The sequence below is a fragment of the Pseudomonas sp. LAP_36 genome (genome assembly GCF_019456785.1).
In the GTDB taxonomy this organism is placed as follows: domain Bacteria; phylum Pseudomonadota; class Gammaproteobacteria; order Pseudomonadales; family Pseudomonadaceae; genus Aquipseudomonas; species Aquipseudomonas tritici.
Map to the genome: position 1 here is coordinate 213,654 of NZ_JAHZMS010000005.1, position 19,287 is coordinate 232,940.

Genomic DNA, 19,287 nt, shown 5'->3' on the forward strand with positions numbered 1-19,287 from the left:
TAATCAATCTACGCGCCGGTTGCCAGAGCCCCCCCTGCCGGGATTTGTCGAAGGGTGTTACCAGGCCACGCCGAACCCTGCGGTGTAGCGGGTTTTGCTCAGGCTGCTTTCCGAGTCGCCACTGATGACGTCGCGTTCAGCCTTGAGGTTGAGCGAAGCCCACTCGGTGACTTTGTAGCGCAGGCCCATTTCCGCATCCAGGGAGTATTCCGCTGGGCCATCGATAGGTTTGCCCAATTCGCCATTCGTGAAGAATTCAACGGTCTTGCCCACCAGGTAGCGGTTGTAGTTCCACTTCATGGCCAGGGAATAGAAGTTGTCCTTGCCGCCTTCGGCGTATTCGTAATCGGTGCGGTTGACGAGCGACCCCAGGGAGAATGCCCCCAGCTCATCATCCCAGAACTGGTAGCCAGGGCCGGTACCGACGGTACGCTGGCGAGCCAGGTCTTCAACCTTGTCACGCTTGTAAGTCAAGCGTCCCTGCCAGAACCAATGCTCGGTCAGGAAGCGGTCCAGGTCATATTCCAACGCCCAGTTGTCGGTGGTGGTCACGTCGTCCTGGAACTCGCGGTTGTACTCGCCCTGCCCGGTGTGGCGCCATTGGCCATGCCGCGCGGTGGTCTTGAAGTCGATGTCATAGTCGTTGGTATCTTTTTCGGCGCGCTTGTAGTCCAGAGCCATGTCGACATTGCCCTTCCACACCAAGTCTTCGATCACAGGCTTGGGCTTGAGGATCTGCTGAATGCTTGCCAGCTCGACGGTCTTTGGCGCCTCGCCATTGGCCAGCACCACTTTGCCTTCATCCGCCGGTTTCAGGGACTTGGCCTTTTCGCCGGTGTAGGCATCTTGCTTGACCAGCAGCTCCTGGTCGCTTTCCAGGGTTTTCACCTGTTTCCAGTCCACAGGAATGGCGCCCGCGTAATCGGTCTGGATCAGCAACTTGCCACCGTCGAAGACCTTGATCTTGCCAGTCAGACGGTCACCGTTCTTCAACCAGACGGTATCGGCCAGCAAGGGCGTGGAGGCACTGAAAACAGCGAGGCACAACAGGGTTCTGGACAACATAAGCGGATTCGGGGCTCGAGGTTGGCGAAAAGAGGGCATTATCGTGTTAGATACGACTGACTCAAGGATTTATATTCAGTTCAATCCTCGATGCCATGGTTACAGACGTTTCTTACAATAAGTCAGCCGATCTCAACGGATATGCGCACAGTGAATCAACCCGCCGAGCCCCCGCAAAGCCCTGCCGAAATGCGCCGCACTACGCTGTACCTGACCCTGGCGCAAGTGCCCGCAGGGTGCGTGGTCAGCTACGGCGAGCTGGCTCACCTGGCTGGGCTGGGGCGTGCGGCGCGCTGGGTAGGCCGCACCCTGAGTCAACTGCCTGCAGACACCAAACTTCCCTGGCATCGCGTGCTGGGTGCCGGTGGTCGGATAAGTCTGCCGGTGGGCAGTGCCTCGGGTGACGAGCAACGCGCGCGTTTGCGCGATGAAGGCATCACGGTCCGCAACAATCGCGTGGATATTCAGCGCCATGGCTGGCGCCCGGTAGAGCACAGCGGTTAGAGTGCGCGCTTTGTTTCCGCAAACCTGAGGCAGACTCCAGCCCATGCCCCGTAAAACCTGGCGCGCCGCGCTCGCTGCCTATGCCAGCCCCTCGACGTTAGTGCTGTTGTTGCTCGGCTTTGCCGCCGGCTTGCCTTACATGTTGGTGTTCTCGACGCTGTCGGTGTGGTTGCGTGAGGCCGGTGTGGCCCGCGAGACCATCGGCTATGCAAGCCTGATTGGTTTGGCCTATGCCTTTAAATGGGTCTGGTCGCCGCTGCTCGACCAATGGCGCCTGCCGTTGCTCGGTAAACTCGGGCGACGCCGGTCCTGGCTGGTCCTTGCCCAGTCGCTGGTGATCCTCGGATTGATCGGCATGGGCTTTTGCGACCCGCAGAAACATTTGTCCTGGCTGATCGCTATCGCCGTCGTCGTGGCCTTCGCGTCCGCCACCCAGGATATTGCGGTCGACGCCTACCGTCTGGAAATCGCCGATGACAGCCGCCAGGCCGCGTTGGCCGCCAGCTATATGTCCGGCTATCGCATCGCCGCCCTGCTCGCCACGGCAGGTGCACTGTTTTTTGCTGAAGGTTTCGGCTCCACCGGTTTCAACTATAAACACTCGGCCTGGACCGGCACCTATGTGCTGTTCGGCGTATTGATGGTTCCTGCGTTGCTGACCACGCTGTTCATGCGCGAACCCAATGTGCCACTGCGCACCCAGCTGCAGGCCGGGCGCTACAGTTTCGTGCATCAACTGGTCTCGGTATTTGTGCTGATCGTATTGCTGGTGTCGGTGCCGGCGATGTTCACCCAGCTGTTCAACACTGATTTCGCAAGCGTGCTGTTCCACGGCATGAGCCTGTGGGACCTGCTGATGGATGACCGTGCGTTCCTGCGCGCCATTCTCTATATCACGCTCACCGCACTGTGCCTCTCGGCCATGGGTCGCCGGGGCCTGGCGCCGGTGTTGACGCCGGTCAACGACTTCATCCTGCGCTATCGCTGGCAAGCATTACTGCTGCTGGGGCTGATCGCCACCTATCGCATGTCTGACACCGTGATGGGCGTGATGGCCAACGTGTTCTACATCGACCAAGGCTTTACCAAGGACCAGATCGCCGGGGTCAGCAAGATCTTCGGCCTGATCATGACCCTGGTCGGCGCCGGCATGGGCGGCCTGCTGATTGTGCGCTTCGGTATCCTGCCAATCCTGTTCATCGGCGGCGTGTTCTCTGCCGGCACCAACCTGCTGTTCGTGGCGCTCGCCGACATGGGCCCGGACCTGCAGATGCTGATTTTCACGATTTCCCTGGATAACTTCAGCTCGGGCATGGCCACATCGGCGTTTGTGGCCTATTTGTCGAGCCTGACCAACCTCAAGTTCTCCGCCACCCAATACGCGCTGCTCAGCTCGATCATGCTGTTGCTGCCGCGCCTGATCGGCGGGTATTCGGGGGTAATGGTGGAGAAGTTCGGCTACCATAATTTCTTCCTGATCACCTGCATGCTGGGTGTACCGACACTGCTGCTGATTGCACTGCATTGGTATCAGGAGAATCGGCGGATTCGGTTGAATCCCCCGGTAGACGACTGATACACCTCGATCTATGTGGGAGCTGGCTTGCCTGCGATGATGTCGCCTCGGTGCTACAGATACACCGCGTCGCCTGAACCGCAGGCAAGCCAGCTCCCACACAAGCACGGTTCCGACAGAAACACCCCGCAACCTGATGCCTGTACTCCGGCGGCAACCGCCCGTACAATCCAGCGTCATTTCAAGTCCAAGCAACCGACAACGGCCTACCATGCGCACCAGTCAATATTTGCTCGCCACACAGAAAGAAACGCCTTCCGATGCGGTCGTGATCAGCCATCAGCTGATGCTGCGCGCCGGCATGATCCGCAAACTGGCCTCGGGCCTGTACACCTGGCTGCCCATGGGCTTGAAGGTGATGCGCAAGGTCGAAGCCATCGTTCGTGAAGAAATGAACGCTGCCGGCTCTCTGGAAGTGTTGATGCCGAGCACCCAACCGGCTGAACTGTGGCAGGAATCCGGGCGCTGGGAAGAGTACGGCCCTGAGTTGCTGCGCTTCAAGGACCGTCATGGCCGCGATTTCTGCGCCGGCCCGACCCATGAAGAAGTGATCACCGACCTGATGCGCAACGAGCTGAGCAGCTATAAACAGCTGCCGCTGAACCTGTATCAGATCCAGACCAAATTCCGTGATGAAATCCGCCCACGCTTCGGCTTGATGCGCGGCCGTGAATTCATTATGAAGGACGCGTATTCGTTCCACGCCGACCAGGCTTCCCTGCAGGTCACTTACGACCGCATGCACCAGGCCTATTGCAACGTGTTCACGCGCCTGGGCCTGAAATTCCGTCCGGTAGAAGCGGACAACGGTTCCATCGGTGGTGCCGGCTCCCACGAATTCCACGTACTGGCCGAATCCGGCGAAGACGATATCGTGTTCAGCAACGGTTCCGACTACGCAGCAAACATCGAGAAAGCCGAAGCCGTGCCACGGGAAACGTCCCGCCCTGCACCGGCCGAAGAGCTGCGCCTGGTAGACACGCCAGAGACCAAGACCATCACGGCCCTGGTGGAAAAATTCAATCTGCCGATTGAAAAGACCATCAAGACCCTGATCGTGCGCGCCGAAGAAGAAGGCAAGCTGATCGCCCTGGTGATCCGTGGCGACCACGAACTCAACGAAATCAAAGCCGCCCAGCAACCTGGCGTGGCCAACCCACTGGTCATGGCCAGTGATGCCGAACTGCGCGACGCCATTGGCGCTGGTGCTGGTTCCCTGGGCCCACTGAACCTGCCGTTGCCAATTATCATCGACCGTTCGGTCGAGCTGATGAGCGACTTCGGTATTGGCGCGAACATCGACGACAAGCATTACTTCGGCGTGAACTGGGAGCGTGACCTGCCGGTTCCGACCGTGGCCGACCTGCGTAATGTGGTCGCTGGTGACCCGAGCCCGGATGGCAAAGGTACCCTGGAGATCAAGCGCGGCATCGAAGTCGGGCACATCTTCCAGCTGGGCAATAAGTACAGCAAGGCCATGAAGTGCGAAGTGCTGGGCGAGAACGGCAAGCCGATCACCCTGGAAATGGGCTGCTACGGCATTGGCGTTTCGCGCGTGGTTGCAGCTGCCATCGAGCAGAACAACGACGAGAAAGGCATCATCTGGAGTGACGCCCTGGCGCCGTTCCAGGTCGCCCTGGTACCGCTGCGCTATGAAACCGAGCAAGTACGCGAAGCCACCGACAAACTGTATGCCGAACTGACGGCCGCCGGTTTTGAAGTGTTGCTGGATGACCGGGACAAGAAAACCAGCCCGGGCATCAAGTTCGCCGACATGGAACTGATTGGCATCCCACACCGGATCGTGGTCAGTGACCGCGGCCTGGCGGATGGCAATCTGGAATACAAGAGCCGGACCGAAGCCGAAGCCCAACCGTTGCCGGTGGCTGACGTGCTGTCTTTCCTTCAGGCGCGTATTCGTCGCTGAAAACCAGATCAAGAGAAGTCATGTTCAAGCGAAACACCAGAGCCCTGGGGGGCGCCGCCTTGTGCGGCGCCTTGCTGGTCAGCGGCTGCGCCAACCAGATGTCGCAACGCAGTGAGCACGAGGAGCGGGTCGAGCGTAAGTTGCTCGACCACAGCCTGCAGATCGATGTAGGCGACCCCAAAGTGCTGGAGCTGCCGCAACGCCGAGTGCGCATTCACGAGCAAAAGACCTTCGAGGTCACCGAGTTCGAAGTCACCCGTCGTTACGACCGCTACACCCCCTACCAACCCTGGCGCGAACTCTATGAAGTGCCTTTGGGCACGGTCGCCTTGGTGGCGGGTGCGGGGGCTAACGTGGCGAATATCTTCGCCCTCGGCAACCTGCCTACCAGCATGACCCACGACTGGCTGACCTACGGCGTAGACGGCCTCAACCCGTTCATGAACGTACAATCCCATGGCCGTGCGCAACAGAACCTGGCCGGTATCGATGAAGTCCAGCGCGACAAGCGCGTGGAGTATTCGAGCCTGCCCTGGAGCGAACGCCCGGTGCAGGTTACTGCGGGCAAGCAAGTGCATGAGTTGACCACCGACCGCAACGGCGTCTTGCGCCTGAACCTGTTGGACAGCCCGTTTGCCGAGCAGGACCTTAACCGCGTCACGACCTTGAAGATCAGCGTGGAAGATGGCCAGGACGACGTGCATTCGGACTCGACACTGGCGATCAGCAGCACGCTGCGCGGCAAGTTGCTGGAAGCCCACGGCCTGATCTACGACGACCTGGAAGACGATGAAGTCAGCCAGTGGGTGCACCGGGTCAAGCGTCTGTCAGAGCTGGGCCTGGAAGAAGAAGCCAGCGAACTGGAACAAAGCCTGATCGAACTGACCCGCAATGATCCCGAGTTGCAGCAGGAATTCCTGCAGGCGCTGACCAAGGATGCGGGGCGTCTCGTTGCCGATCCAGGCGCACGCTGAGACTCCACAAATGTCGCAGATCTAAATGTGGGAGCGGGCTTGCTCGCGAATAAGGAGTGCCAGTCACCAGATGTATTGACTGATCTACCGCATTCGCGAGCAAGCCCGCTCCCACATTTGGTTTTGGGTTACTACCAGGAGAACTCGAGTTGTTCGTTGCCGTTGCTTAAATCCAGCAACCGCACCCCAATCCCCAACAACCGCACCGGCTTCCCACCCCGGTTAAACGCCTGCGTCAGCAGCTGTTGATAACTCTCCAAATCCCGCCCTGCCCCTGCCTGCTCCAGTGTCGTCTGGGTAAAGTCATGAAACTTCACTTTAACGAACGGCTTGCCCGCCCGATAACTGCTGTCGATTCGCGCCATACGCCCGGCCAGGGTTTCCATCAGTTCGGGAAGCTTTGCCAGGCAGCTTGAAAGATCCGGCAGGTCCACATCGTAGGTATTTTCCACACTGATGGATTGCCGACGGCTATCGTTGTGCACTGCGCGGTCATCAACCCCACGCGCCAGGCTCCACAGTCGCTCGCCAAAGCTGCCAAATTCCCGCACCAGCGCCAGCTTGTTCCACTCACGCAGTTGCAGGCAGTCTTCAATTCCCAGGCGCGCCAGTTTGTCTGCCGTGACTTTACCCACGCCGTGCAATTTGCTCACACGCAACTGCGAGACAAAGTCTTCGACCTGGTCCGGGGTAATCACAAACAACCCATTGGGTTTCTTCCAGTCGCTGGCGATCTTGGCCAGGAATTTATTCGGCGCGACACCGGCAGACACGGTGATATGCAACTGGTTGGAGACGCGGCGGCGAATGTCCTGGGCGATGCGCGTGGCACTGCCGCCGAAATGCGTACAGTCAGACACGTCCAGATAGGCTTCATCCAGCGACAGCGGTTCGATCAGGTCGGTGTAGTCGCGAAAGATCGTCTGGATTTCCTTCGACGCTTCCTTATAGGCGTCCATGCGCGGCTTGACGATGGTCAGGTCCGGGCACAGCTTCAACGCGTGGCGTGACGACATGGCCGAGCGCACGCCATAGGCCCGCGCCTCATAGTTGCAGGTAGCGATCACCCCGCGCCGGTCAGCCGAGCCACCCACCGCCAGCGGGTTTTGCGCAAGGCTCGGGTCATCGCGCATCTCGATGGCGGCGTAGAAGCAATCACAGTCAACGTGGATGATTTTGCGCTGCGTCATATAAACAGGGTGTGAAACTACGGGTGGCCAGTATCGCACTCACACCTGTATATAGCACCAGTAGTTTGATTCTTCCGTTTGAACGGTAGGAAAATTCGTAGATGAATTTATTTTCTCAATCGAATTTGGCATTCCGATAGAGCCGAAACCCTTGGCCAGACTGGCTTCCAGCGCATCCACGTACAGCGATGGAGAGCTAACCGATTGAACCACAAGCGCTTTTCTTCAGAACACGGGTTGACACACTCGCGATCCTCTGTAGAATGCCGACACACAGACGCGGGATGGAGCAGTCTGGTAGCTCGTCGGGCTCATAACCCGAAGGTCGTCGGTTCAAATCCGGCTCCCGCAACCAAACATCAAAAAAGGCTACTCGAAAGAGTGGCCTTTTTTGTGCCTGTCAGTTTTTTGATTGTCGGACAAAAATTCAAGCCTATCGCACACTTATCGTACTTGGCGGCGGCTCAGTGGATTAATTCACACTTATTTGACCGATACATCCATTAACGGTTGACACCCCGCCGCTGGGCTGTAGAATGCCGCCCACAGACGCGGGATGGAGCAGTCTGGTAGCTCGTCGGGCTCATAACCCGAAGGTCGTCGGTTCAAATCCGGCTCCCGCAACCAAACATCAAAAAAGGCTACTCGAAAGAGTGGCCTTTTTTGTATCCGGTGAAAAAGTTCTTCTGAAACAATGGCATGGCATCTTTCATGAAACCGTACACGGTTTGTAGAGTCCATCTCATTGCGAGCTATGCTCAATGCTCAGTGCTCCCCTCTACGACCAATGGCCGCTGTCGCCGCCCCCGGTGATACGCGTTAATATTTGTAATTATTTTGTCCATAGGGATTGGTAACTTGGCTGGATACCTCCATCCTGTCGCGCACAATCCACGAGGTGATTGATGCGCGCCAACTCGTCTGAACCACAAGACACTGTTACAGCAGAACAACCGATCCCTCCCGCTCGTTTGCGTTGGCTGGATCTGGTGAGCAAATACCGGCAACCCATCGGGCTGGCCGTCACACTATTGCTGTTCGCCATCGCGTTGATCGCCTGCCGACACCTGCTGCTGGAACTGGATCTTTACGCCCTCCACGATTCGATCCTGGAAGTGCCCAGGCCCGCCCTGCTCGGTGCGTTTGCCGCAGGTGTCGCCGGCTTCGTCATTCTATTAGGCTACGAATTTTCCGGCGCGCGCTACGCGGGCGTACAACTGCCCGCCAAGACCCTGGCCTTGGGCGGCTTTACCGCGTTTGCCATCGGCAATGCGATTGGCCTGTCCATGCTCTCGGGCGGTTCGGTGCGTTATCGTTTATATGCGCGCCATGGCATCGGGGCTTCAGAAGTGGCGCACATGACCGTGTTCGCCAGCCTGGCCCTGGGCTGCGCCCTGCCGCCGCTGGCGGCACTGGCCACCTTGAGTAACTTGCCGGCGGCCTCCACTTATTTGCATCTGTCGCAAGGGTTGCTGGGCGGCATTGCCGGCGCCGTGTTGCTGTTGTCGGCCGCGCTGTGCATCGGCATTTATCGCCGTCGCCTGCCGGAGCAACCCTACCCGGATAACCTGCTGGTAAAAGCTGGCCGCCGTACCCTGCGTCTGCCGGGCCGGCGTTTGACCTTCCTGCAACTGATCATCACCGCACTGGACGTCGCCGCCGCTGCCACCGTCCTTTATCTGTTGTTGCCGGAAGCGCCGCCCTTCGGCCCCTTCCTGTTGGTGTACCTGCTGGCCCTGGCAGCCGGCGTACTCAGTCATGTACCGGGCGGGGTTGGCGTATTCGAAGCGATTCTGCTCGCCGCCTTCGCCGACAAACTGGGCGCCGCGCCATTGGCCGCGGCCCTGCTGCTGTACCGCATGATCTACGTGGTGCTGCCGCTGTTGATTGCCTGTGTGTTCCTGCTGGTCAACGAAGCGCAGCGTCTGTTCCAGACCCAGCAAAGCCTGCGGGTCGCCTCGGGGCTGGCAGCGCCAGTACTGGCCGTACTGGTTTTTTTGTCCGGCGTGGTCCTGCTGTTTTCTGGCGCCACGCCCGAAATCGACTCACGCCTGGAAAACATCGGCTTCCTGATTCCCCACCGCCTGATTGACGCCTCGCACTTTGGCGCCAGCCTGATCGGCGTGCTGTGCCTGTTGCTGGCCCAGGGCCTGCGTCGACGCTTGTCAGCCGCCTGGATGCTGACCATGGTGCTGCTGCTGACCGGTGCGTTGCTCTCGCTGCTCAAGGGTTTCGACTGGGAAGAAGCCAGCTTGATGACCATGACCGCGATCCTGCTGGCGATTTTCCGACGCTCGTTCTACCGCGCCAGCCGCCTCACCGAGCTGCCCTTCTCGCCGCTGTACCTGGTGGCAAGCGTGTGCGTGCTGGGGGCTTCGATCTGGCTGCTGCTGTTCGCTTATCAAGACGTGCCGTACAGCCACCAGTTGTGGTGGCAGTTCACCCTGGACGCCAACGCGCCCCGTGGTTTGCGCTCGCTGTTGGGCGCCGCCGTCCTGCTGGTGATCGTGTCCCTGACCTGGCTGTTACGCACCGCGCGCCCGGTGATCCACCTGCCGACGCCCGACGAGCTCGAGCGCGCCAGCAAGATCCTGATGGCCTCGTCCCAACCCGACGGCGGCCTGGCGCTCACCGGCGACAAGGCGCTGCTGTTCCATCCCAATGATGAAGCTTTCCTCATGTACGCCCGTCGCGGGCGCAGCCTGGTAGCCTTGTACGACCCGATCGGCCCGACCCAGCCACGCGCCGAGATGATCTGGCAGTTCCGCGACCTGTGCGACATCCATCACGCGCGCCCAGTGTTCTATCAAGTGCGCGCAGAGAACCTGCCGTACTACATGGACATCGGCCTTACCGCGATCAAACTGGGTGAAGAAGCCCGCGTCGACCTGAAACGCTTTGACCTGGAAGCCAAGGGCAAAGAGATGAAGGACCTGCGCTATACCTGGAACCGTGGCACCCGCGACGGCCTGTCCCTGGAGATCTTTGAACCGGGCACGGCACCGATGGACGCGCTCAAAGTGATCTCGGATGCCTGGCTGACCGGCAAGAACGTACGGGAAAAAGGCTTTTCCCTGGGACGCTTCAGCGACGACTACCTCAAGCACTTTCGCATCGCGATCATTCGCTTCGAAGGGAACCCGGTGGCCTTCGCCAACTTGCTCGAGACCTACAACCACGATCTGGCCAGTCTCGACCTGATGCGCGCCCACCCTGACGCACCCAAGCTGACCATGGAATTCATGATGGTCGGCCTGATTCAACATTATAAGAGTCACGGCTACGCCCGCTTCAGCCTCGGCATGGTGCCGTTGTCGGGCCTGCAGCCACGCCGCGGCGCGCCGTTGACCCAACGCCTGGGTTCGATGGTGTTCCGCCGTGGCGAGCAACTGTATAACTTCCAAGGTTTGCGCCGCTTCAAAGACAAGTTCCAGCCTGACTGGGAACCCCGTTACATGGCCGTGCCCGCAGGACTTGATCCGCTGGTGGCACTGGCCGATACCGCCGCCCTGATCGCGGGCGGCTTGACTGGATTGGTGAAACGCTGATGATTCGACGTTCCTGGCGGTATGTATTGGCCTCTGTAGTGCTGCTCGCCTTGATCGCAGGCGGCGGCTTTTGGTACTGGAACCGCCCTGCCCCGCAGCCGACCCTGGAGCAACTGCCCCAGGCCGATGGCTCGGTGATGACCCGCGTGACGCCCAATGGCACGCCGAAAGCCCGTGTGGCCGTGGCCGTAATGGCCGACGAAATCCTGACCGACAGCCAACTGATCGCTCTGAGCCAGGGCGGCAAGGCGCAGATTGTTCAGGTGATCTTGCCCAAGGATGACTGCAAGCTGCAGGAACAAGCGCTGCAAAGCGCCCTGGGCCAGCTCAAGGGCCCGGCCACTCTGGTCAGTGGCATCGGCCCAGGCGCAGCCCTCGCCTGGCGCTGGCTGGCGACCCAGAATGACGACAAGGCCAATGCCATCTCCGTCGGCTTCGCTTTGGTGCAGGAAGGTTGCAAGGACCCACTGCCGAAAACCGCCGCGCACGGCAATTGGTTGGTGGCCTGGAACGACAACCCTGACGATGAAAGCGCCAGTTTCGTACGCGATACACCGCGCGCCACCACCAGCATCAGCGACTACGACATTCACTACCCGCAAGTGCTGAACAACGAGCTGCGCAAGCAACTGGTGGGCTCGGACAACGGCGGTCTGGCGATTCCGGTGGTTGAAGTGCCGGCCGGTCAGGCAAAGGACACCGTCACCCTGTTCCTCTCCGGTGATGGCGGCTGGCGTGACCTGGACCGCGACGTGGCCGGCGAAATGGCCAAGATCGGCTACCCCGTCGTCGGCATCGACACCCTGCGCTACTACTGGCAGCACAAGACCCCGGAACAAAGCGCCAAGGACCTCACCGAGCTGATGCAACACTACCGTCAGAAGTGGGGCACCAAGCGCTTCGTACTGACCGGTTATTCATTCGGTGCCGATGTATTGCCGGCCATCTACAACCGTATGCCGGAAAACGAACAGCAGCGGGTCGATGCGATTATCTTGCTGGCTTTCGCACGCACCGGCAGCTTTGAAATCGAAGTGGAAGGTTGGCTGGGTAACGCCGGTAAAGAGGCCGCTACGGGCCCGGAAATGGCCAAGCTGCCGCCGGAGAAAGTGGTGTGCATCTACGGTGCGGAAGAAGTCGATGAGAGCGGCTGCACAGACAAGACTGCCGTGGGTGAAGCGCTGAAGCTGCCAGGTGGGCATCACTTCGATGAGAACTACCCGGCGCTGGCCAAGCGCTTGGTGGATATCATTGTGAAGCACCAGGCCAAGGATAAAGCCGAGTAACTTCAGGCTGTACACGGATTAAAAATGTGGGAGCGGCGGTTCGCCGCTCCCACATTTGCTTTAGGGTGAGACCGATATTTAGCGCGGTTCGATGTGCGCAATCATCAACTGCACGGTTTCATTCCCACGAAACTCGTTCACATCCAGCTTGTAGGCCAACTCCACCCAACGCACGGTCGGGTTAGGCCAAACCTCACGGTCGACCCCAAACGCAATGCCATCGAGTTTCACCGAGCCGCATTCGCTCTTGAGCACCACTTTCAGGTGCCGCTCCCCCACGACACGCTGCTCCACTAACTGAAACACGCCATGGAACAACGGCTCGGGAAAGTGTTGCCCCCACGGGCCGGCATGCCGTAAGGCCCGCGCCAGCTCCAGGTGAAACTCTTCTACCGCCAGGGTACCGTCGGTCAACAACCTGCCGGTCAGGTCTTCCTCACACAGTTGCCGGCGCACTTCAGCATCAAATGCTTCGGCAAACAGTGGGAAATTCGACTCGGGCAATGTCAGCCCCGCCGCCATGGCGTGGCCGCCGTATTTGGCGATCAGGTTGGGATGCTGGCTTGCGACCACTGCCAGGGCATCACGGATGTGAAAACCCTGCACGGAGCGCCCTGAGCCCTTGAGCAGGCCGTCACCGGCGTCTGCAAAGGCGATGGTCGGGCGGAAGTAACGCTCTTTCATGCGCGACGCGAGAATCCCGATCACGCCTTGGTGCCACTCCGGGTCGAACAGGCACAACCCGTAAGGCATCGACTCCACCGGCAAATCTTTCAGTTGGGCCAGGGCCTCGCGCTGCATGCCTTGCTCGATGGATTTGCGGTCCTGGTTCATGCCGTCCAGTTGCGCCGCCATTTCCCGTGCGGCGGCGAAGTCGCTGGTGAGCAGGCATTCGATACCCAGGCTCATATCATCCAGGCGCCCAGCGGCGTTCAGGCGCGGCCCGAGGATAAAGCCCAGGTCGGTCGAGGTGATGCGTGCAGCGTCGCGCTTGGCCACCTCCAGGATCGCCTTGATCCCCGGCCGTGCGCGACCTGCACGGATACGCTCAAGGCCCTGATGCACCAGGATGCGGTTGTTGGCATCCAGGGGCACCACGTCGGCAACGCTGCCCAGCGCGACCAGGTCGAGCAGCTCGCCGATGTTCGGCTGCGGCGTGTTCTCGTACCACCCCAAACTGCGCAGGCGCGCACGCAAGGCCATCAGCACATAAAAGATCACGCCCACGCCGGCCAGGGCCTTGCTCGGGAACTCACAGCCCGGCTGGTTCGGGTTGACGATGGCATCCGCAGCCGGCAATTCGTCGCCGGGCAAATGGTGGTCGGTCACCAGCACCTTCAACCCCGCGGCTTTGGCGGCTGCCACGCCTTCGACACTGGAGATGCCGTTGTCCACGGTGATCAGCAACTGCGGTTCGCGCTGCAGGGCCACGGCGACGATTTCCGGGGTCAGGCCGTAGCCGTATTCGAAACGGTTGGGCACCAGATAGTCGACATGCGCCGCTCCGAGCAAACGCAGGCCCAAGGTACCCACGGTGCTGGCAGTGGCGCCATCCGCGTCGAAGTCACCGACGATCAGGATGCGCTGGCGTTGCTCCAGCGCCGTCACCAGCAAGTCCACGGCCGCGTCGATGCCCTTGAGGTGCTGGTAAGGGATCAACCGCGCCAGGCTTTTATCCAGTTCGGCTTCCGACTGCACCCCGCGTGCGGCGTAGAGACGGGTCAACAGCGGTGGCAAATCTCCGAGGAACGGCAGGATAGCGGGCAATGGGCGAGGATCGATACGCATGGGGTGACGGAGACTTCTCTGCAATACAACGGTTAAACAGGAATTTTGAAAACAACACACTTCAAATGTGGGAGATGGCTTGCCTGCGATGGGATCACCACGGGGTGACTGTTACACCGAGGCGCCTGCATCGCAGGCAAGCCAGCTCCCACATTATCAGCCGCGTTCGCCGACCAGCCATTGCAGTTGCACTTCATGCTGGCCACGGTCGTCGGTGACGAAGATCGTGCCTTCGCTGATCATCACGTCCCACTTGATAACACGGGGCATGTCTTTGGCCAGTACTTCGAGGATTTCCTGGGGCACGGCGGCGATGTGTACGTTTTTCAGGTTATTCGCCACCGGCACCACCTTGCCTTCCCATACACGCAGGCTGCCGTAGGCCAGCAGGCTGGTACGTTCGGTGCGGCGCGAGCACCAGGTCAAGCGGTCGGCATCGGGCTGGCCGACTTCGATCCAGTGCAAAACCCGATCATCCAGGCTTTTTTCCCACAGGGCTGGCTCGTCTACATCTGACAGCCCACGACCGAACGCCAGTTGCTCGTTGTAAAACAGGGCGTAGGCCAACAGACGCACGGTCATGCGCTCTTCGGTTTCCGAAGGGTGGCGGGCGATGGTCTGTTTGACGCTCTCGTACACCGAACGATCGAGGTCAGTAAGGTTGAGTTCGAATTTGTAGGTCGTGGACGGCTGGGCCATGAACGGACTTCTAGAGACAGGGAAAGGCGGCCAGTCTAACCGATGGCGGGGTCATTCAACGAATCCTGCGCTGCATCATCCTTATCCCTGGGCCGCCCGCCTATGTTAAAAGGCATCACACCACCGCCCTGCGCAGACAAGGATCCTCATGTCGTTTAATGCCAAACCGCTTGCCGGCCTGAAAGTTATCGAACTCGGCACCCTGATCGCCGGCCCGTTCGCCTCACGTATCTGCGCCGAATTCGGCGCCGAGGTGATCAAGGTCGAATCGCCGGACGGCGGCGACCCGCTGCGCAAGTGGCGCAAGCTGTACGAGGGCACGTCGTTGTGGTGGTTTGTGCAGGCGCGCAATAAGCAGTCGCTGACGCTGAACCTCAAGCACCCGGACGGCCTGGCCATCCTCAAGCAGTTGCTGGCGGACGCCGATATCCTGATCGAGAACTTCCGCCCCGGCGTGCTGGAGAAGCTCGGCCTGAACTGGGAAACCCTGCACGCACTCAACCCCAAGCTGGTGATGGTGCGTCTCTCCGGCTTTGGCCAGACCGGCCCGATGAAAGACCAGCCTGGGTTTGGCGCGGTGGGCGAATCCATGGGCGGCCTGCGCTATATCACCGGCTTCGAAGACCGCCCACCGGTGCGTACCGGCATTTCCATCGGCGACTCGATTGCTGCGCTGTGGGCGGTGATCGGCGCGCTGATGGCGCTGCGTCATCGTGAAGTCAACGGCGGCGTGGGCCAGGTGGTCGATGTAGCGCTGTATGAAGCCATCTTCGCGATGATGGAAAGCATGATCCCGGAGTTCGATGTGTTCGGCTTTATTCGCGAACGCACCGGCAACATCATGCCCGGTATTACGCCGTCCTCGATCCACACCAGCGCGGACGGCAAGCATGTACAGATTGGCGCCAACGGCGATGCGATCTTCAAGCGCTTTATGTCGGCTATTGGCCGTGAAGATTTGGCCAACGATCCTGAGTTAACCAGCAATGACGGACGCGATGGCCGCCGTGATGAGCTGTATGGCGTCATTGATCGCTGGGTGAATTCGCTGCCACTGGATGAAGTGGTCGCAATATTGAATAAAGCCGAAGTGCCTGCCAGTCGAATCTACAGTGCCGAGGACATGCTCGGCGATCCGCAATTCCTCGCCCGGGAGATGTTCCTCAAGGCCCAGCTTCCCGACGGCAAGGACTTCAAGATGCCCGGCATCGTGCCCAAGTTGTCGGACACGCCAGGCAGCTGCGAATGGGTCGGGCCGCAGCTGGGTGAACATAACAACGTGCTACTCAATAAACTGGGATACGACAGCGCGGCCATTACTCGCTTGCGTGAGGATGGCGCGATTTGATGGTTTACCATGCTCGGCGCCGGCTACTGCAACTCTGTCTTGTCTGCGCGATAGCGAGCGAATGGCCGCTGTCCGCCCACGCAGAAGAAACACTGACCTGGCTGCTGCGCGACTTACCACCGGTCACCATCTTTGAGGGGCCGCAGAAGGGCCAAGGGGTATTGGACAAGTTATTGCCCATACTCAGCGAGCGCCTGCCGGAGTATCGGCACCAGGTGATGCACGTCAATCGTGCCCGGGGTATTCAGATGCTGCGCGACCCCACTGTCCTGACGTGCGACCCGTCGCTGCTGTGGACGGAGGAACGAGCCAAGTACGTTGTATTTTCCGCCCAGGCATTCGTCTCGGTGAGTAATGGGGTGACCCTGCGACGCATCCAGCAGGAAGAACTGGCCCCCTTTATTGGTGAGGGCCAATTCGACCTGCACGCTTTTCTTGGCTCCCATAGAGCACGTATAGGCGCAACCGCCGAACGTAGCTACGGCCCGCTGATCGATGAACAGCTCAAGGGTGCCGACCCTCACACACTGGCACTCCATTACGGCAATGACGCCCTGGGCAGCCTGCTGCAAATGCAGCGCCTGGGCCGGCTGGAAGCCGTTCTGGGTTACGCGCCGGAGATCCGCTATCACGCCATGCAACAAGGCATTGCCCCTGAAGACCTGATGTTCTACCCCATCAAGGGCTCAGCGCCGTACCAGCATACGCATATCGGTTGCTCGGCCACGCCTGAAGGTCGCCTGGCCATACAGCGAATTGACCAGGCCTTGCGCGAGATCCCACAGGCACAGCTACAGCAAGCCTACGCCGAGTGGCTGGACCCGGTCATGCGCGAACACTATCTGCAGGACAACCCGAGCTTTTTCCTGGATTCACCTGAACCCTGACAAATCGCAGGCAAAAAGAAACCCCGAAGCATGGGGAGACACTTCGGGGTTAAACGTGGCCTACAAATACCAGTACAGCAAGGCACAAACACCGGAGCACAATGCCTGCTCTTGCTGTTACGAACTCTGACCGGCCACCTTGTAGGAAGTTTCCACATTTAAACAATTCTTCATGCAACGGCAGCGCCACGGGTCTGGGCGGCGTTGCGCATGGCCGCAATGACTGAGGGTTCCACGCGCCCCTCGGCAATCTTGATGTCGCGCAACAGGCAATCCACTACATCCACCAGCACGCGCTTATCCATCAATTGCGCGCGATCGACTTCACGCTCGACCACGATAGCGCCAGCAGGATGCTTCACCGTCACCAGGCACTCGCCCTGCACACCAGAGGTGGTCAGCGTAACCTGATAAGGGCTCAGTGCTTCTTCGAGCAATAGGCTGATACTTTCCATCTCGATCACCACTCAATAGTTCGGGAACAATCGTTTCAACGGGAGCTGCATCTATCCTAAGTGACTGTTTGTGACGTAGGAAAGTTCGCTTTATCGTCTTTATGGGGCCGTCAGGGGGTGACGGATTCCAGCATGCGCTTGCAACATGACAACGAAAAAACGGCCGCACATAACTGCTTACGCAATGGGTGGCTGATTTGGGGGTTGCCGGGGGCTGAGGCTGGTGGTGAATCCTATACTCGTTGAGCGCAGGTCACGCTGCTACCCAGGTAAAAGCGCATGTCAAAAGGCCCTTATTGCGAAGGATGAAGATGATGGCGGAACACAATGAACAGCAAACATCGACAGACAGAATGCACGCCGAGGTCTCACGTATTTTTGTTGAAATCGCACGTATGAACGCAGAGCAGAACAAACTCAACAAAGAATCCCTGAAGATAACCTGTGAGACTTTCTGGTACCCGGTGGGTATCGCGACAGGGTTCTATGCCGCCGTAGGCACCGTCATAGTCGTCGCGCAGAAACTATTCTCGTAACACTAGACCGGGCCTGCCAGAAACAAAAACGCCGCTGCCCCATGGAAGGGAAAGCGGCGTTTTTGCCTGCACGGTTTGCCTTACAACGGCTTACCACGATTGCCATGCTGGCTGACAAACGCCTGCACAGCCTTCAGGTCATTGGCCAATACGGTGCAACGCTCTTCGCGCTTGAACAGGTCAGCCAAGTGCACCGGCAATTCCAGCGCCTTGCCAACGCCGGCCTTCTCCACCGCTTCCGGGAATTTCACCGGGTGCGCGGTGCCCAGGATCACCATCGGGATATCCAGGCTGCGACGGCATTCGCGGGCGGCCTTCACACCAATGGCAGTGTGCGGGTCGAGCAGCTCGCCGGTCTGGGCATAGACTTCTGCGATGGTTTCGCAGGTCTGCGCATCGTCCACAGCCAGGGAGTCGAAGAGCTTGCGGGTTTCGGTCCAGCGCTCTTCGTCAACGCTGAAACCGCCGCCGCTCTTGAAGGTGTCCATCAAGCCCGCGATGGCCGCACCGTTGCGACCGTGCATGTCGAACAGCAGGCGCTCGAAGTTCGAAGAAACCATGATGTCCATCGACGGCGACAGCGTGGCGTGCAGGGTTTCCTTGACGTACTGGTTGCCGCTCATGAAGCGGTGCAGGATGTCGTTGCGATTGGTGGCGACGATCAACTGGTTGATCGGCAGGCCCATGTTGCGTGCCAGGTAACCGGCAAAAATGTCGCCGAAGTTGCCGGTCGGCACCGAGAACGACACCGAACGCGCCGGGCCGCCCAACTGCAGGGAGGCGTGGAAGTAGTAGACGATCTGGGCCATGATCCGCGCCCAGTTGATCGAGTTCACTGCCACCAGACGCGTGCCTTTCAGGAAGCTCTGGTCAGCAAAGCTGTTCTTGACCATTTCCTGGCAGTCATCGAAGTTGCCTTCAATGGCGATGTTGTGGATGTTCTCACCAAAAATGGTGGTCATCTGGCGACGCTGCACTTCCGACACGCGCTTGTGCGGGTGCAGGATGAAGATGTCGACGTTTTCGCAGTGCTTACAGCCTTCGATGGCGGCCGAGCCGGTGTCACCGGAGGTAGCGCCGATAATCACCACGCGTTCGCCGCGCTTCTCCAACACGTAATCGAGCAGACGACCCAGCAGTTGCAGGGCAAAGTCCTTGAACGCCAGCGTCGGGCCGTGGAACAGCTCCAGTACCCATTCGTTGCCGTTCAGCTGACGCAACGGGGCGATGGCGCTGTGGGAAAACACGCCGTACGTCTCTTCCAGAATCTTTTTAAAGTCCGCATCCGGAATGCTGCCGGTGACGAACGGGCGCATCACCCGGAACGCCAGCTCGTGGTACGGCAGGCCGGCCCAGGAAGCGATTTCTTCCTGGGTGAAGCGTGGCAGGTTTTCCGGCACGTACAGGCCGCCGTCAGTGGCAAGGCCTGCCAGCAAAACGTCTTCGAAATTCAGGGCCGGTGCTTGGCCGCGGGTGCTGATGTAGCGCATGACTGGCTCCTCTA

General features: G+C 59.6%; 15 protein-coding genes and 2 tRNA genes. 11 read left to right on the forward strand and 6 right to left on the reverse strand.

The genetic code is table 11. From position 1 onward, the window contains the following. Nucleotides 1-57 precede the first annotated feature (57 nt). Nucleotides 58-1,065, reverse strand: coding sequence for a DUF481 domain-containing protein (locus JBO08_RS18115; RefSeq protein ID WP_065889950.1), 1,008 nt, complete (start codon nt 1,063-1,065; stop codon nt 58-60). 141 nt (nt 1,066-1,206) lie between these two features. Between JBO08_RS18115 and JBO08_RS18120 the strand changes: the two genes are divergently transcribed. The 4 genes from JBO08_RS18120 (at nt 1,207) to JBO08_RS18135 (ending at nt 6,046) form a co-directional block, all read left to right on the forward strand. Next, nucleotides 1,207-1,569, forward strand: a complete 363-nt coding sequence (locus JBO08_RS18120; RefSeq protein WP_220074393.1) for an MGMT family protein — start codon at nt 1,207-1,209, stop codon at nt 1,567-1,569. Nucleotides 1,570-1,612: 43 nt separating this feature from the next. Beyond that, on the forward strand, nt 1,613-3,145 hold the full coding sequence (locus JBO08_RS18125) for an AmpG family muropeptide MFS transporter (RefSeq protein WP_065874578.1): 1,533 nt from the start codon (nt 1,613-1,615) through the stop codon (nt 3,143-3,145). Between the two features lie 211 nt (nt 3,146-3,356). Then, complete coding sequence (locus JBO08_RS18130) at nt 3,357-5,072, forward strand: proline--tRNA ligase (RefSeq protein ID WP_220074394.1); 1,716 nt, start codon at nt 3,357-3,359, stop codon at nt 5,070-5,072. A 20-nt stretch (nt 5,073-5,092) separates the two neighbouring features. Next, nucleotides 5,093-6,046: a hypothetical protein gene (locus JBO08_RS18135; protein ID WP_049711690.1), complete on the forward strand. Its 954-nt coding sequence runs from the start codon at nt 5,093-5,095 to the stop codon at nt 6,044-6,046. Nucleotides 6,047-6,177: 131 nt separating this feature from the next. Here JBO08_RS18135 and dinB read toward each other — a convergent pair whose 3' ends face one another. Next, a complete protein-coding gene (dinB, locus tag JBO08_RS18140; protein WP_220074395.1) occupies nt 6,178-7,236 on the reverse strand; it encodes a DNA polymerase IV in 1,059 nt (352 codons plus the stop codon). 278 nt (nt 7,237-7,514) lie between these two features. On the opposite strand from dinB, the gene JBO08_RS18145 reads away from it, so the two are divergent. The 4 genes from JBO08_RS18145 (at nt 7,515) to JBO08_RS18160 (ending at nt 12,070) form a co-directional block, all read left to right on the forward strand. After that, nucleotides 7,515-7,591 (forward strand) — tRNA-Met (locus JBO08_RS18145). 195 nt (nt 7,592-7,786) lie between these two features. Next, a tRNA-Met gene (locus JBO08_RS18150) sits at nt 7,787-7,863 on the forward strand. Nucleotides 7,864-8,141: 278 nt separating this feature from the next. Further along, complete coding sequence (gene mprF, locus JBO08_RS18155) at nt 8,142-10,784, forward strand: bifunctional lysylphosphatidylglycerol flippase/synthetase MprF (RefSeq protein ID WP_065874575.1); 2,643 nt, start codon at nt 8,142-8,144, stop codon at nt 10,782-10,784. Further along, nucleotides 10,784-12,070: a virulence factor family protein gene (locus JBO08_RS18160; RefSeq protein ID WP_065874574.1), complete on the forward strand. Its 1,287-nt coding sequence runs from the start codon at nt 10,784-10,786 to the stop codon at nt 12,068-12,070. Before mprF ends, JBO08_RS18160 begins: the two co-directional genes overlap by 1 nt. Before the next feature lie 78 nt (nt 12,071-12,148). On the opposite strand, the gene recJ is transcribed toward JBO08_RS18160, so the two are convergent. Together recJ and JBO08_RS18170 are read right to left on the reverse strand one after the other, a co-directional pair. Further along, nucleotides 12,149-13,858, reverse strand: coding sequence for a single-stranded-DNA-specific exonuclease RecJ (gene recJ, locus JBO08_RS18165; RefSeq protein ID WP_065874573.1), 1,710 nt, complete (start codon nt 13,856-13,858; stop codon nt 12,149-12,151). 156 nt (nt 13,859-14,014) lie between these two features. Further along, complete coding sequence (locus JBO08_RS18170) at nt 14,015-14,557, reverse strand: YaeQ family protein (RefSeq protein WP_032890801.1); 543 nt, start codon at nt 14,555-14,557, stop codon at nt 14,015-14,017. Between the two features lie 148 nt (nt 14,558-14,705). Between JBO08_RS18170 and JBO08_RS18175 the strand changes: the two genes are divergently transcribed. Continuing rightward, nucleotides 14,706-15,905, forward strand: a complete 1,200-nt coding sequence (locus tag JBO08_RS18175) for a CaiB/BaiF CoA-transferase family protein (RefSeq protein WP_065874572.1) — start codon at nt 14,706-14,708, stop codon at nt 15,903-15,905. Then, on the forward strand, nt 15,905-16,792 hold the full coding sequence (locus JBO08_RS18180) for a TIGR02285 family protein (protein ID WP_065874571.1): 888 nt from the start codon (nt 15,905-15,907) through the stop codon (nt 16,790-16,792). Before JBO08_RS18175 ends, JBO08_RS18180 begins: the two co-directional genes overlap by 1 nt. A 170-nt stretch (nt 16,793-16,962) precedes the next feature. Here JBO08_RS18180 and JBO08_RS18185 read toward each other — a convergent pair whose 3' ends face one another. Further along, nucleotides 16,963-17,247: a DUF3509 domain-containing protein gene (locus JBO08_RS18185; protein WP_065874570.1), complete on the reverse strand. Its 285-nt coding sequence runs from the start codon at nt 17,245-17,247 to the stop codon at nt 16,963-16,965. 314 nt (nt 17,248-17,561) lie between these two features. On the opposite strand from JBO08_RS18185, the gene JBO08_RS18190 reads away from it, so the two are divergent. After that, nucleotides 17,562-17,783, forward strand: coding sequence for a hypothetical protein (locus JBO08_RS18190; RefSeq protein ID WP_065874569.1), 222 nt, complete (start codon nt 17,562-17,564; stop codon nt 17,781-17,783). Nucleotides 17,784-17,863: 80 nt separating this feature from the next. Here JBO08_RS18190 and thrC read toward each other — a convergent pair whose 3' ends face one another. Continuing rightward, complete coding sequence (gene thrC, locus JBO08_RS18195) at nt 17,864-19,273, reverse strand: threonine synthase (protein WP_065889955.1); 1,410 nt, start codon at nt 19,271-19,273, stop codon at nt 17,864-17,866. Nucleotides 19,274-19,287 lie beyond the last annotated feature (14 nt).